Genomic DNA, 13,003 nt, shown 5'->3' with positions numbered 1-13,003 from the left:
GTCTTCATTCTTCATCTGACGTATGATAGGCTTAGGGAGGGGTAGAAAAATGGATAGTATTATATTTGATTTAGACGGAACAATATGGGATTCATGCGATACGGTTGCACTTGCTTGGAATAGTGTCTTGAAACAAAATAAACATATTAATAAAGAAGTGACAAAAAAAGATGTGCAAAATGTTATGGGGCTACAAACACCAGAGATAGGAAAAAAGCTTTTTCCTGAATTGGATGCATACACTAGAGAACAGCTGATGACGACTTGTGGTGCTGTTGAAAATAAATATATGGAACAGTATGGTGGGAAATTATATGAATATGTTGAGGATGCATTAAAACAGTTATCAAAAAAATATAAGCTATATATTGTGAGTAATTGCCAAGATGGATATATAGAGGCATTTTATAAATATCACCAGTTAGAAAAGTATTTTTTAGATTATGAAAATCCAGGAAGAACAGGACTTTCAAAAGCAGAAAATATTTTATTGATTATGAAACGGAACCAGTTATTAAATCCTGTGTATGTTGGTGATACGATAGGTGATGGGAATGCAGCAAAAATCGCAGAGATTCCATTTATCTATGCACAATATGGATTTGGAGAAGCAACAGAGTTTCATCATGTTATAGAAAATTTTAGCCAGCTGCTCGAACTCTTTGAATAAACATTCTAAAAAAAGGGCAAAGAAGCAGTTGCGAAAAAGAAAGGTGCTAAAGAAAAGTTTTTTCTTAGTGTTATCATTTGATCATAAACGATAGAAAACAGCTTCAAAAATAATTTAGTAACGATTAATATATAGGATAATTTAGAAAGCGCCTAATGCGGATAAGAAAAAAATGATATTTCCATGCTAATTAGAAATATACTAAGGAGTATGGAACGATTAGACATGCAAATAATTCTTTTATAGTGGTTGTTTTTTATTTTTATGTTACATACTGTGATGGAAGAAAAAGCAACCACAACTATTTTATATCATAAAACATTGCATTTAATTAGCCAGAATAAAGAAGCGGAAAATACTAATTGATAATCTTATTCAGCATAAATACAGCTGACTTTAAAACGATTTTTAGGACCTAAATAAATGTACATCTTTCAATTGGTCTGTAATTTTTCTTTTTCACTTTTATAAATAGATGTTCCTTCATAAAATACTTCTATTATTCTTCCCAATGTATCCGCCTATGCTGGTTCTAAAATTCTTTACGAGAAGGTTGCTGCAATCCATAAAACTAGGGAATTATCCTCGACAAATATCTCTGTTCATAAAGAGCACTTTTAGTAGCCAGGAAGATGTTTTTTTATTTAATACTTGTTAAGTAACCTTATTCCATCCTTGTATTATCATTCTGGTATGGGACCCTTCACTTGATACTTTAAGATATTGTTCACTTTAAATTGAATTTTACTAATATTTTATATGTAAAATCGTTTGTGTATCTTCTAGGTTGCTTCCGTTTCGAGAGTCGTTAACCAAAAAGTGATTATTTCCTTCTTTACTTTTTATTTGATCTAACAATCTAATTAATGAAATAAATATTCGTGAAGACCAGAACGTTATAGTAAGATATATTAAAGTATGAAGCCAACTCCACTTATTGCTGTACTTTACCAATCCAGTTTTTCTTTCAAGCAGCTCCTCAATTATTGTCATTGGCACGCTAAGTATAAAAACGAATAATAATGTTTTAATGCCTTTCATTTTATTTGTTAATTGGCTGTAAAGTACACATACCAGAGGAAATATTACATAATCGAATATAATGTTTGTATCATAAGATCCAGGAAAGTATCTCTTTGGGTATTGAACCAGTTTTTTCTTTGCTATAGGTATATCAATCAAAGTAGTAATGGTTGCCTTAAATAAATAAACAAGCAGCCAGTCTTTTACCGGTCCTTTTCGAAAAAATATAGCCCAACCACCTACCCCTATTAAAGTGATGATATTTAGTATTGTTTTATCTTTCATTTATGTAAAACCTCCATTTATATGATAGTGTGTCGTTTTTTATTATGATATCCATTCTTTTTTAAATAACTCTTTAATCAGCGTTTACTTAATAATATCTAGTGCATCATTTTTTTAGCTAAAATACTGATTGGGTTAGATATGTGGTGATCTTCCTCCATCAAATACTGTTGGCTATTATTCAGAATGGTTTTCTTTTAGATAAAGTTGATTTTTCATTAGACAAAAACGATGGAACATCAAAAGGATTCGATAATTTTAACGAGGAATTGTTGTATCATCTGAGTCGGGATCATATCCATTTACTTGGAAAACATATCATTTTAATGCAAAGAAAATGGTCTCGCTAGCTTATTTAAGAACTTTAGAACTTCCTTCATATTGTTAAAATCGGGGGAATTGTCAGGGGGATTTACTTAGCGTTGGCAATCTGCATTTTCCTGATTCTCCCCTATAATAAAGTTTACCTTAAGTGGAGAGTCAAATTTTCCAATGATTTTCCCCCTTTATATTTCCATCTGTATAAAAGGAATTTATCCCTAATGCGTCTAATTCTATAAGGAGAAAGAGGAGACAACAAATGACGGAATCGAAAGAACGGAATAAATCAAAAGTTGAGCCTGATATGTGTGTTGGCAGATCTTTAGGAGCCTTGGAAGATAGTAAACCAAATAAAAAAGGAATAGCAAAAGCGATTATTTTCTTTACACTGTTTAAATAAAATCTAAATATACGCCTATCCATCATATGGTGCTAAATCACTAACCCTTTCATACAATATAGTAATAGTTGTGATGATTCATTGAATTCATGCGTTTTTCAGCCTTATTTAGAAAAAAGGAGGAATTGTCTATGAATATCGAGGAAAAAACATCGATTACTTTTCGAAACTTGCAGGAAAGGAATATGTCCTTTGATACAGTATTTACACGCATTGTTTCCTTTATGAACCGGAATCCAATTGGTGAATATCGTCTCATGATTGGCACAGACTCACAAGTGCATGCAAAACATACGACTTTTATTACAGGAATTGTGATACAAAATAAAAGAAAAGGTGCTTGGGCTTGTATCCGAAAAGTTATTGTTCCCCGTAAAGTGCTTCGCCTCCACGAAAAAATTTCTTATGAAACGACGTTGACAGAAGAAGTGGTCAGCTTATTTACAGAAGAAAAGAAAAATCAATTAATTGATATCGTCCTTCCCTATATTTATCAAGGCTCGACGTTTGCCATTGAAGGCCATATAGATATTGGATCAGGTGCTCGGAATAAAACGAGAGAATTTGTTAATGAAATGGTCGCCAGAATAGAATCGATTGGCATTGAGCCTAAAATTAAACCGGAATCTTTTGTTGCCTCTTCTTATGCAAATAAATATACAAAATAAAAAGCCTGTCCAATAGATGAACAGGCAAGTATCATGTTATTCTTTTGTAGAAGCAATTTCTTCTGAGAATTTTTTGTTTTTATTAATAAAGTGGAGAATAAACGTAATAATAAAGGTAATGATTAGAATCGCAAAAAATACATAATGATTTAGTTCATAACCAAAAACGCTTGCGAACATTTTTAAGGCAATAATGCCGATCAGAACATAAGCTGTTGTTTCAAGCTCTGGCACTTTTTCAATTAATACTAAAAATAACTTTGCAACAGTTCTCATCATTAAGATGCCAATCATTCCTCCAAGAAGGAGAATCCAAACCTCTTCGGAAACGGCAAAGGAAGCTAAAATGCTGTCAACTGAAAAAGCCAAATCCATTAATTCAACAGAAATAACCGTTGCCCAAAAAATGCCGAATGTGCGCACAAGCAAACCCTTCTTTTTAACGCCAGTTGCTTCTTCGTCCTCTTCCCCTTTCCAAAAATGCTTAATCACAATCCACGCAAGATAGGCAGCGCCCAATACTTTAATCCACATAAATTTAATTAAATAGACACCAATTCCGATGAATATAAAACGGAAGAAATAGGCTCCAAACAATCCATAGGTTAGTGCCTTTTTTTGTTTATCTGGCGGCAAATGTTTGACCATAATGGCAAGAACTAGCGCATTATCTGCGGAAAGAAGTCCTTCTAATATAATCAATGTGCCGATTAATCCCCAAGAAACAGGATCTGTTAAAACCTCTGCCCACATCTCAAAGTCAAAAAAAGATGCATATGTCGCAAAAACTTCATGTAAAAATCCCACTAGGAAAGCCCCCAATATTTGTTAAGATGTTAATATTTAGATTATTATACTCCTAGTTTTCGCCTATCGCAATATGAAGTTAATGCTTCCTGTAAAAAAGCAGGCTATTCTTAGATAAATAAACTGGGTGTAGACCGCTAGATAAAAATCACCCTTTCATTTTCACTATTGCCCTTTCCTTATCTGTTTTTTGGATAATTATGTTAAAATATAAATTATATCTTAATGAGGAGGTATAAATGGAATACTCGTCTTTAGAATTTGTATATTTACGACCGATTTTTATTGCCTTGCTTCTGTTTCTTTCCCTATTATTGGTTATTATACTTATACAAAAAGGCAATAAGCTAATGAATTCTTTTTCTATTTACAGCATATTAATTGGCATGATAGCAGTATCCTCTCTTACCCTTGTATGCGAAGGCTATATTGTCGATGCTTATGGATTAGGTGGCGATGCTGCAACTTTTTATATGTGGGAAGGCATTGTCGGCTTGTCGGCTGTAAATTTTATTGCTTTTCAGTTCAAACAAAAACAAGGTGTTTCATAGTGGCAGGAGTATTGCTATTTATATTTAACCTATCCGAAAGGGTAAATATAAATGACTAATCTACATGAAACCCCAAAAAAAGAAGAGATTATAAATAAACAGGATACTAGCATCTATGTTTCTGAAGAAATAGAAGCGTTAGGTAGGACAACTGGAGATAAAGGAATACAGCCTTTTTCCAATAAATCATTTCCAAAACCGATTAGATTCATTGGCTATTCATTGATAGCCTTTCTTATCGCAATATTTCTTTTTTTCATGATTGCAAATGTATTTCTTTAATTTAAACCTAACTATAAAAAAGAACTTAGAATCAAAATGTCCAAGTTCTTTTTTATTTATTGCTAATGAAATAGGTTAAACTGCGGAAATACTGTTTTTCTTTTCCCTCTTTTTACTATAGAAAATTCCTATCAAACATCATTTTCTATCACTCTTAATTCCCCTTGTTGTCTAATATCTTGAGAGGAACTTCCGATGGAAATTGTAAACAAACCCGGTTTGACCACCCATGTTGTGTACTTAAGATTATAAACTGACAGGGCTCTTTTGCTGACTGAGAATTTTACTGTTTTGGTCTGGCCCGGCTTTAGAAGAATTTTTTTAAAACCCTTCAGTTCCTTATAGGGTCTTTGAATGGTTGAATGCTTATCGCCAATATATAGTTGAACGACTTCCTTTCCCTCTGTGTTCCCTGTATTAGAAACGTCTACTGATACAATGAGTGGTTTATTCTTATCCAAGTCTATTTTATCTGAACTCAATTGAAGATTTTTGTATGTAAAGTTCGTATAAGAGAGACCGTAGCCAAATGGATAAGCTGCTTTTATGTTTTTGGTGTCATAGTAACGATAACCGACATAGATTCCTTCTGTATAATTTATTGTATGGATAGTGGGATCTCCGAAGTTTCTAGATGTTGGAACATCACTGTATTTAACTGGGAAAGTTTCAGGAAGCTTTCCAGAAGGATTGATCTTTCCAGAAAGGATATCGGCAATTGCATTGCCTCCTTCTTGTCCAGGTTGCCAAGCGAGCAGTATCGCATCAGCAAAATCTCGCCAGCTTGCAACTTCTATAGGTGCACCAATATTCAGTACAACCACTAATTTTTTTCCTTCAGCATGATAAGCATTGGAAAGTTCTTTAATAAGCTGAACTTCTTCGGGTTTCATATTCATATGGGAGATATCCGCACCTTCTGTTGACTCTCGCCCTATAGAAACTAAACCAATATCTGTATTTTTTGCCAAATAAGCAGCAGTCCGGGTATTTAAGCCTTCCATCAGCTTGTCTCCATTGGCAAAATCAACTACCGTATAATTTGCATTTTTTAAGCCTTGAATAAGGGAAATAATATTTTTAGGTTCTACATTTACTTGAGAACTTCCGCCTCCACCAATGATTATTCCTAGTTTATTATTAGCTAGGTCCACAACTGCATTTTTTCCAGCTACCGCAATGGAAGTAATTCGATTGAAGGGCAAGGTATTATCGTTATTTTTCAAAAGAACCATTCCTTCTGCAGCTGCTTTGCGGCTTATTCTCAAACTTTCATCTGCAGTTTGCTTAGTAAGAGCAATTTTTTGTTTATAATTTACATTTTTATATTCCCCTTTGAATGTTGGTGTCTTAACAATCAGCTTTAAAATATTGCGAACTCTTAAATCAAGAGTATTTTCACTAAGTGTACCATTCTGAGTGGCCATTTTTATTAAATCCGCCGTCGGAGCCGATTCCTTCATGTAAACTTGTTTTATTAAGTCAGGCATAGGAAGAGGTCCTCTGTATACACCCGGCATGATTAGATCATTTCCTGCTTTCAAAGCAGCAAAAGGATCTTTTACGGCCCACCAGTCTGATAGAACAAGCCCGTCAAATCTCCACTCATTCCTTAAAATATTGGTTAAGAGATAGGAATTCTGAGTAGCGAACGTACCATTCACGGCATTATAGGCACTCATCACTGTCCATGGCTTTGCTTGTTTTACGGTCATTTCAAAAGCAGGAAGATAAATTTCTCTTAGTGCTTTTTCATCTATCACTGCATTATAAGTTGTTCTATTGGTTTCCTGATTATTTACAGCAAAATGTTTTAAAGAGGTACCTACTCCGATGGCTTGAACTCCCTTAATAAAAGCAGTAGCCATAGTGCCTGAAAGAAAAGGGTCTTCAGAGTAGTATTCAAAATTTCTTCCACCTAAAGGATTGCGCTGAATATTAACACCAGGTGCTAATAAAACATCCACTCCATATTCTCTTGATTCATGGCCCATTGCTTTTGCCACTTTTGCGATTTGATTAACATCCCATGTAGCTGCAAGCAATGTTGGAATAGGAAAAGCCGTGGCAAATCTTGGAGCAGCACCAGCAAAGAAACCACCTATTCTGACACCAGCAGGACCATCTGAAAAAATAATGGATGGTATGCCTAAACGAGGAATAGGATGTGTTGCTCCTGCTGTACCATTTGGACCAGGATAGTCTGATCCAATAACTAAACGTGCTTTTTCATCCAAGGTCATAGCTTTTATTATGTTATCAATGGATGCTTCGTTCACTAATTTCAAAGTTTTATTATTTTCATGTGCGGCAACTCCCTCTCCCCTCATAAGAAAAATAGCAAAGACGACGGAGCTTACAATCTTGATTAATCTATCACCCATAATATCCTCCCAGCAATAATGTAAATAGGTTACACTTATTAAAAAGCTGTTGTTTTCGTTCTTACATATTTATTTTCTATGATTAAAAGATCTTCCCGTGTAGTTTTTGTAGTTTCTTTGATTTTTATCACCTATCTTAACAATTAGCCATTCCATAACTTTAAATATTCGTTCAACAGGATGGTTTGAAAAAAGAATCAGGGTACACTTCCATAAACGTTTTTGGATTTTTAGGATAAACAACTATGATGTCAAACATCCGTTTTGTATCTTTTACTAATAATCAGACTTTTATGGACAAGTTTCTGCCCATCTAGATTTCTGACGATCTTGAGGTTAGGATCAAAAGCATATTAAATAGTGATAGATAAGTTAAACTGCCGGAATATGCTTTTCCTTTTCCTTCTTTTTATTTTTAGATTTCTAACTAAATGAATAAAAATAGAATTCTAGCTTTTGATAAAGGCATCTTATATTTTTAAAAAGCATTTCTCCATGTATATAATAAAGACATGCAATGACAGGCATGGAGGAGAAATAATGGTAGAGAAAATAGAGATAAAAAAGATAAACAAAGAACAAGTTTGGCAGGTAAGGCATGTAGTGATGTGGCCGGAAAAAGATCTGCAGATATACAATTAAAAGACGATGATGCAGGGATTCATTTTGGTTTATTTAAAAACAAGCAATTATCAGCTGTTCTTTCCCTTTTTATTAAAGAAGATACCGCTCAATTCCGCAAATTCGCCACCCTTCAAGAAGAACAAGGCAAAGGATATGGAAGCATGCTGCTGACATATGTAATGGATTATGCAAAAAAACAAGGCGTAAAAAAGATTTGCTGCAATGCCAGAGGAAATAAAGTGGCGTTCTATCAAAAATTTGACTTAGAAGCATCTGATGGCACTTTTGCAAAAGGTGGCAGAATATATGTGATCATGCGAAAAGATTTGTAGTGTACCATTTGATGTATTGCTAATAAACAAAAAAGCATAAAAAACTTCCCGAATTTGAGGAAGCTTTTTATGCTTTTTAACATCTATCTAATTTCATCCAAATAATTATAAATCGTTTGTTTTGTTACTTTTAATGTCTCGCTTATTTGCTCAATAGCTCCGTTTATTAAAAAAACTCCTTGTTTATCGAGCTGTTTGACAAAAGATACTTTGTCTTCTCTTTTCATTTTATCAATAGGGATTCCTATTTCATCAAGAGTAGTTCTGATGAAATGCTGGAAAACTTCGCCGATATCTTTTGCGTACACTTCTGGTGTTGTTTCCATGCTTTCGATATCTGGAGTCATGGATAAATCATTTAAAATTTGAGTCGCTGTTAAAATAGAGGTAATATCAAAATTAATGCCAATACAGCCGATGACTTTTCCTTCTTCATTTCGTATAAAAGAAATGGAAGCTTTTAAAATTTTTCCGTCTTTCGCTCTTGTCGTAAATCCAGGCATGTCTTTTATATTATCTCCATATTGATAAAGCTCTTTCAGCATGACATCTGTAATAGGCGCCCCTGGTTTTCTCCCTGTTACATTCCCATTTAAGTAAATTAGCGATGATTGATAATTCCGCAAATCATGTATGGTAACTTCACAGAATTTACCGAAAGTTGCGACAATCATATCTGCAATGGGAATATATCTTTCTAAAATGGGATGAAACTCTTTCTGTATATCGTTCATACCTTACTCCTCTCATTTGCCGTTTCCTAAATTAGACTATTAAAAATTATATCATATTTACTTCAGAAGCGATGACTCTTCTTTTTTTTGTTTTACAAAAATTAAAAACAATAGTTTTATTTTATAAAAATTAAAAAAAATTTTTATTTTTTATAAAATAATAGGTTAGATTTTCTGACAACTTTGTAGCGTTATTTATTTTTTTGCCTTATTATTACTCCTATAAGAAAGATAATTTTTACTTTAAAAGGAGAAATGCAAAATGAATAACCATTGTATCAACTGGCCAAATAATAAAAAAATGGCGGTATTGCTTACCTTTGATGTAGATGCGGAAACAGCGCATGTAGCAGATCCCCATAATATTAATCGTCCCTCCACTTTATCCATGGGCACATATGGAAGAAGAATTGGATTAAATAGGATTTTACAAATTTTAAAAAAACATGAAGTTCCGGCAACGTTTTTTGTGCCAGGCGCAACAGCAGAACTCGATTCAACGGTATTAGAACGGATTATGGCAGAGAATCATGCTATTGGCCATCATGGCTATTTGCATAAACGATCAGATTTGCTGACGGAAGAAGAAGAAGAAAAAGAATTGGTAAAAGGTTTGGACGTATTACAAAAATATACCGGCAAAAAACCAATTGGCTTTCGGGCTCCATTATGGGAAATGCATACAAGAACTCCTGCCCTTTTAAAAAAATATGGATTTCTTTACGATTCTAGTCTTCAGGCAGATGATGTTCCCTATGTGATTGATGCTGGAAATGGAGATACACTGCTTGAAATTCCAGGGACATGGCTGCTAGACGATTGGGAACAATTTGCCTTTTCTGGTGACTGGTCGATGCCCTTTTTAATTGAAGAACCAGATAAAGTATTTCGATTATGGAAAGCCGAATTTGATGGATTATATGAAGAAGGACGCTGCTTTAATTTAACCATGCATCCTCAATTAATTGGCCGCTCTTCACGAATTGCCTTGTTGGATAAACTGATTTCCTATATCAAAACAAAACCAGATGTTTGGTTTACAACAGGAGATGAACTTGCAAATACATGGAAAAGCCATAATATTGAATTTTCCTATATCCCGAATTTAGATACTACTATTTTATTCCCAGAACCAACAACAACTGCTAACAAATAACCAACTAAGGAGATGTGTTTAATATGATTATTAAAAATAGCAAGCTTTATGGAAAAAAAGGATTGTGGGATATTGTTATAAAAGAAGAGAAAATATTTTCTATTACCTCCTCATCATCAGTATCTAATGAAATAGCTGAAAATGTGATCGATGTACAGGGGAAAGTAGTGCTCCCTCCCTTTGTTGAACCCCATATTCATTTAGATTATGTACTGACAGCAGGCACACCAAGATGGAATCAATCTGGTACACTATTTGAAGGTATTCAATGCTGGTCAGAAAGAAAAGTGGCTGTTCAGGAAACAAAAGAAGAAATCAAAAATCGTGCATTACAGGCACTACAAATGCAGATGAAACATGGCGTTCAGCATGTCCGAACACATGTGGATATCACAGACCCGAGCTTCATGGGCTTGGAAGCCATGCTTGAGATTAAAGAAGAAATCAAACCGTGGATGGATTTGCAGATTGTAGCTTTTCCACAAGAAGGCATTTATGCGTATCCAAAAGGGGATGAATTATTGGAAGAGGCACTAAAAATGGGCGCAGATGTAGTTGGGGCAATTCCCCACTATGAATTTACAAGAGAAGATAGCGTTTCTTCAGTCAAAAAAGCGATAGAACTTGCTTATAGATATGGAAAAATGGTCGATATTCATTGTGATGAAATCGATGATGAGCAGTCAAGATTTTTAGAAGTTGTTGCAGCAGAAAGCTATAAGCTAGGAATGGGTGAACTTGTGACAGCAAGCCACACTACTGCAATGGGATCCTATAATAATGCATATACCTACAAGCTTTTTAAACTATTAAAACAAGCAAACATTCACTTTGTTTCTCTTCCGAAAGCCAACTTACATTTGCAAGGAAGATTTGATACATTCCCAAAACGCAGAGGAATTACACGTGTCAAAGAACTTTTGGATGCAGGTATTAATGTATGTTTTGGCTTAGATTCTATCATGGACCCATGGTATCCCCTTGGAGATGGCAATTTGCAGCGAGTAGTGGAAGTTGGGCTGCATGCATGTCATATGACGGGCTATGAGGATATTATCTCTGCCTATGATTTAATTACGATCAATGGAGCCAAAACATTAAATCTCCAGCAGTATGAAATAAAAGAAGGCAGTAAAGCCAATTTTATTGTGCTGGATACAGATAATGAATATGATGCCGTTCGATGCCAGCCATCTGTTCTTTATTCTGTTCGAGAAGGAAAAATAATGGTAGAAACAAAACCAGCAGAAACGCAAATGCATGCATCTATTTTTTCGAAAGAATTTTCCGAAAATTAAAATAAAGGAGATGGCTCAATGACAGCAATAGCATTGGAAGCAAAAACGAAAAAAGGAATGAAACAAATTCTCGGCGGCAGTGCATTTGGCAATATGATTGAATGGTTTGATTATGCATCATACGGATATTTGGCAACTATTATCGCAAGTGTCTTTTTTGCACCAGGCGATAAAACAGCAGCTTTACTCAGCACCTTCGCCATTTTTGCCTTATCTTTTCTTGTGCGCCCAATTGGCGGCTTAGTATGGGGCCATTATGGAGATCGATTAGGCCGGAAAAAAATATTAGTTTTAACAATGTGTTTAATGTCCTTTTCGACTTTTTTAATCGGATTGATCCCGAGTTATGAACGTATTGGCATTTTAGCGCCAATTTTACTTTTGTCATGCCGAATGGTGCAAGGATTTTCTGCATCTGGGGAATACGCAGGTGCTTCTCTTATGATTGCAGAACATGCTCCAAAGAAAAAACGTGGTCTGCTTGTTAGCATGGTTCCCGCAAGCACCGCAGCAGGCATGCTTTTAGGAGCTATTGTTACTTCTCTGCTTGAATCTATGCTGACAGATTCTGCTTTACATAGTTGGGGCTGGAGAATCCCTTTTCTTTTGTCTTTGCCATTAGGGTTAATCGGGCTATCGATTCGATTAAAAATGGAAGACTCACCATTATTTAAAGAGCTAGAATCCAAAACAGAACAATCGCTTGTACCGCAATTAGGGGTAATGGAAGGAATTCGCAAAAACAGAAAAAATATTTTTATTGCTTTTGGTGTGATTTGCTTAAATGCAGTTGGATTTTACATCATTTTAAGTTATATGCCAACCTATTTAAGCACCGTTTTAAAATTTGCACCATTGCACAGCACATTAACGACCATCTTTACCTTATTTTCCTATGTGATCATGCTTCCTTTAGTGGGGATGTTAACAGATAAAATGGGCAGAAAACCTGTTTTAATCGCTGCTTGCATTTTATTTATCGTGTTTACGTATCCAATTTTTGCACTAATGTCCATGGGAGGTGCTTTCACTATTTTGGCCATGATACTCCTTGGAGCAATTTTAGCCTGCAATGACGGGGTTCTTGCCACCTTTTTATCGGAAATGTTTCCAACTGAAGTCAGATACAGTGGATTTGCACTTTCCTTTAATACAGGCAATGCCATTTTTGGTGGAACAGCTTCCTATGTAGCAACTTTCTTAATTGCTTCAACTGGAAATGGATTTGCTCCCGCTTTTTACTTAATGGCTGCGGCAGTTATTGCCTTATTTGCCTTAATAAAATCAGCAGAAACGGCCAATGTTTCGATGATAAAAGAGGAAGAACCAGTGATTGCTCCCTTTCAAGAAGTGGCAAATAAATAATAACGTTCCATTGATAGCTTTAAGGGGGGGGACGATTGGAAACAAAGGACAAAGATTTTGCACTGCATCCTATTCCAAAAGACCATCGCAGAGGTTTTCTATC

13 protein-coding genes are annotated in these 13,003 nt (G+C 34.9%); 9 read left to right on the top strand and 4 right to left on the bottom strand.

The annotated features are described in order from the left end of the window. Nucleotides 1-49: 49 nt before the first annotated feature. Nucleotides 50-670, top strand: coding sequence for an HAD family hydrolase (locus tag CWS01_RS14825; RefSeq protein WP_101177966.1), 621 nt, complete (start codon nt 50-52; stop codon nt 668-670). 747 nt (nt 671-1,417) lie between these two features. Here the strand turns inward: CWS01_RS14825 and CWS01_RS14820 are convergent. After that, nucleotides 1,418-1,978 carry a CBO0543 family protein gene (locus CWS01_RS14820; protein WP_101177965.1) on the bottom strand — a complete coding sequence of 187 codons (561 nt, stop codon included), beginning with the start codon at nt 1,976-1,978 and terminating at the stop codon, nt 1,418-1,420. 580 nt (nt 1,979-2,558) lie between these two features. On the opposite strand from CWS01_RS14820, the gene CWS01_RS22445 reads away from it, so the two are divergent. Together CWS01_RS22445 and CWS01_RS14810 are read left to right on the top strand one after the other, a co-directional pair. Further along, nucleotides 2,559-2,699, top strand: a complete 141-nt coding sequence (locus tag CWS01_RS22445; RefSeq protein ID WP_157827666.1) for a hypothetical protein — start codon at nt 2,559-2,561, stop codon at nt 2,697-2,699. Between the two features lie 131 nt (nt 2,700-2,830). Continuing rightward, nucleotides 2,831-3,367, top strand: a complete 537-nt coding sequence (locus CWS01_RS14810; protein ID WP_101177963.1) for a ribonuclease H-like YkuK family protein — start codon at nt 2,831-2,833, stop codon at nt 3,365-3,367. A gap of 36 nt (nt 3,368-3,403) precedes the next feature. Here the strand turns inward: CWS01_RS14810 and CWS01_RS14805 are convergent, their stop codons facing one another. Then, a complete protein-coding gene (locus CWS01_RS14805; RefSeq protein WP_101177962.1) occupies nt 3,404-4,174 on the bottom strand; it encodes a TerC family protein in 771 nt (256 codons plus the stop codon). Between the two features lie 239 nt (nt 4,175-4,413). On the opposite strand from CWS01_RS14805, the gene CWS01_RS14800 reads away from it, so the two are divergent. After that, nucleotides 4,414-4,725: a hypothetical protein gene (locus CWS01_RS14800; protein WP_101177961.1), complete on the top strand. Its 312-nt coding sequence runs from the start codon at nt 4,414-4,416 to the stop codon at nt 4,723-4,725. 51 nt (nt 4,726-4,776) lie between these two features. Then, nucleotides 4,777-5,007, top strand: a complete 231-nt coding sequence (locus CWS01_RS14795) for a hypothetical protein (protein WP_101177960.1) — start codon at nt 4,777-4,779, stop codon at nt 5,005-5,007. Nucleotides 5,008-5,138: 131 nt separating this feature from the next. Here CWS01_RS14795 and CWS01_RS14790 read toward each other — a convergent pair whose 3' ends face one another. Further along, complete coding sequence (locus CWS01_RS14790) at nt 5,139-7,391, bottom strand: glycoside hydrolase family 3 C-terminal domain-containing protein (RefSeq protein WP_101177959.1); 2,253 nt, start codon at nt 7,389-7,391, stop codon at nt 5,139-5,141. 608 nt (nt 7,392-7,999) lie between these two features. Between CWS01_RS14790 and CWS01_RS14785 the strand changes: the two genes are divergently transcribed. Beyond that, the gene (locus tag CWS01_RS14785) at nt 8,000-8,347 is read left to right on the top strand and encodes a GNAT family N-acetyltransferase (protein ID WP_328588923.1); all 348 of its coding nucleotides are present in this window, start codon (nt 8,000-8,002) and stop codon (nt 8,345-8,347) included. 83 nt (nt 8,348-8,430) lie between these two features. Here the strand turns inward: CWS01_RS14785 and CWS01_RS14780 are convergent, their stop codons facing one another. Next, on the bottom strand, nt 8,431-9,081 hold the full coding sequence (locus CWS01_RS14780; protein WP_101177958.1) for a helix-turn-helix transcriptional regulator: 651 nt from the start codon (nt 9,079-9,081) through the stop codon (nt 8,431-8,433). Nucleotides 9,082-9,343: 262 nt separating this feature from the next. On the opposite strand from CWS01_RS14780, the gene CWS01_RS14775 reads away from it, so the two are divergent. The 3 genes from CWS01_RS14775 to CWS01_RS14765 are packed head-to-tail and all read left to right on the top strand — an operon-like array spanning nt 9,344 to nt 12,900. After that, on the top strand, nt 9,344-10,237 hold the full coding sequence (locus CWS01_RS14775) for a polysaccharide deacetylase family protein (RefSeq protein ID WP_101177957.1): 894 nt from the start codon (nt 9,344-9,346) through the stop codon (nt 10,235-10,237). 23 nt (nt 10,238-10,260) lie between these two features. Further along, entirely contained in the window at nt 10,261-11,535 is a 1,275-nt protein-coding gene (gene codA, locus CWS01_RS14770) for a cytosine deaminase (protein ID WP_101177956.1), read from the top strand. Nucleotides 11,536-11,553: 18 nt separating this feature from the next. Beyond that, nucleotides 11,554-12,900 (top strand): MFS transporter, encoded by a 1,347-nt coding sequence (locus CWS01_RS14765; protein WP_101177955.1) that lies wholly within the window; start codon nt 11,554-11,556, stop codon nt 12,898-12,900. Nucleotides 12,901-13,003 lie beyond the last annotated feature (103 nt).

The organism is Niallia nealsonii (assembly GCF_002835805.1).
Classification (GTDB): domain Bacteria; phylum Bacillota; class Bacilli; order Bacillales; family Cytobacillaceae; genus Niallia; species Niallia nealsonii.
The sequence above is the reverse complement of the archived record's forward strand: the minus strand, read 5'-3'. Positions and strand labels throughout refer to the sequence as shown.

Coding starts and splice junctions, on each gene's coding strand:
- CWS01_RS14795 (WP_101177960.1), top strand. CDS start 4,777: ATGACTAATCTACATGAAACCCCAAAAAAAGAAGAGATTATAAATAAA.
- CWS01_RS22445 (WP_157827666.1), top strand. CDS start 2,559: ATGACGGAATCGAAAGAACGGAATAAATCAAAAGTTGAGCCTGATATG.
- CWS01_RS14790 (WP_101177959.1), bottom strand. CDS start 7,391: ATGGGTGATAGATTAATCAAGATTGTAAGCTCCGTCGTCTTTGCTATT.
- CWS01_RS14810 (WP_101177963.1), top strand. CDS start 2,831: ATGAATATCGAGGAAAAAACATCGATTACTTTTCGAAACTTGCAGGAA.
- CWS01_RS14780 (WP_101177958.1), bottom strand. CDS start 9,081: ATGAACGATATACAGAAAGAGTTTCATCCCATTTTAGAAAGATATATT.
- CWS01_RS14820 (WP_101177965.1), bottom strand. CDS start 1,978: ATGAAAGATAAAACAATACTAAATATCATCACTTTAATAGGGGTAGGT.
- CWS01_RS14825 (WP_101177966.1), top strand. CDS start 50: ATGGATAGTATTATATTTGATTTAGACGGAACAATATGGGATTCATGC.
- CWS01_RS14765 (WP_101177955.1), top strand. CDS start 11,554: ATGACAGCAATAGCATTGGAAGCAAAAACGAAAAAAGGAATGAAACAA.
- CWS01_RS14775 (WP_101177957.1), top strand. CDS start 9,344: ATGAATAACCATTGTATCAACTGGCCAAATAATAAAAAAATGGCGGTA.
- codA (WP_101177956.1), top strand. CDS start 10,261: ATGATTATTAAAAATAGCAAGCTTTATGGAAAAAAAGGATTGTGGGAT.
- CWS01_RS14800 (WP_101177961.1), top strand. CDS start 4,414: ATGGAATACTCGTCTTTAGAATTTGTATATTTACGACCGATTTTTATT.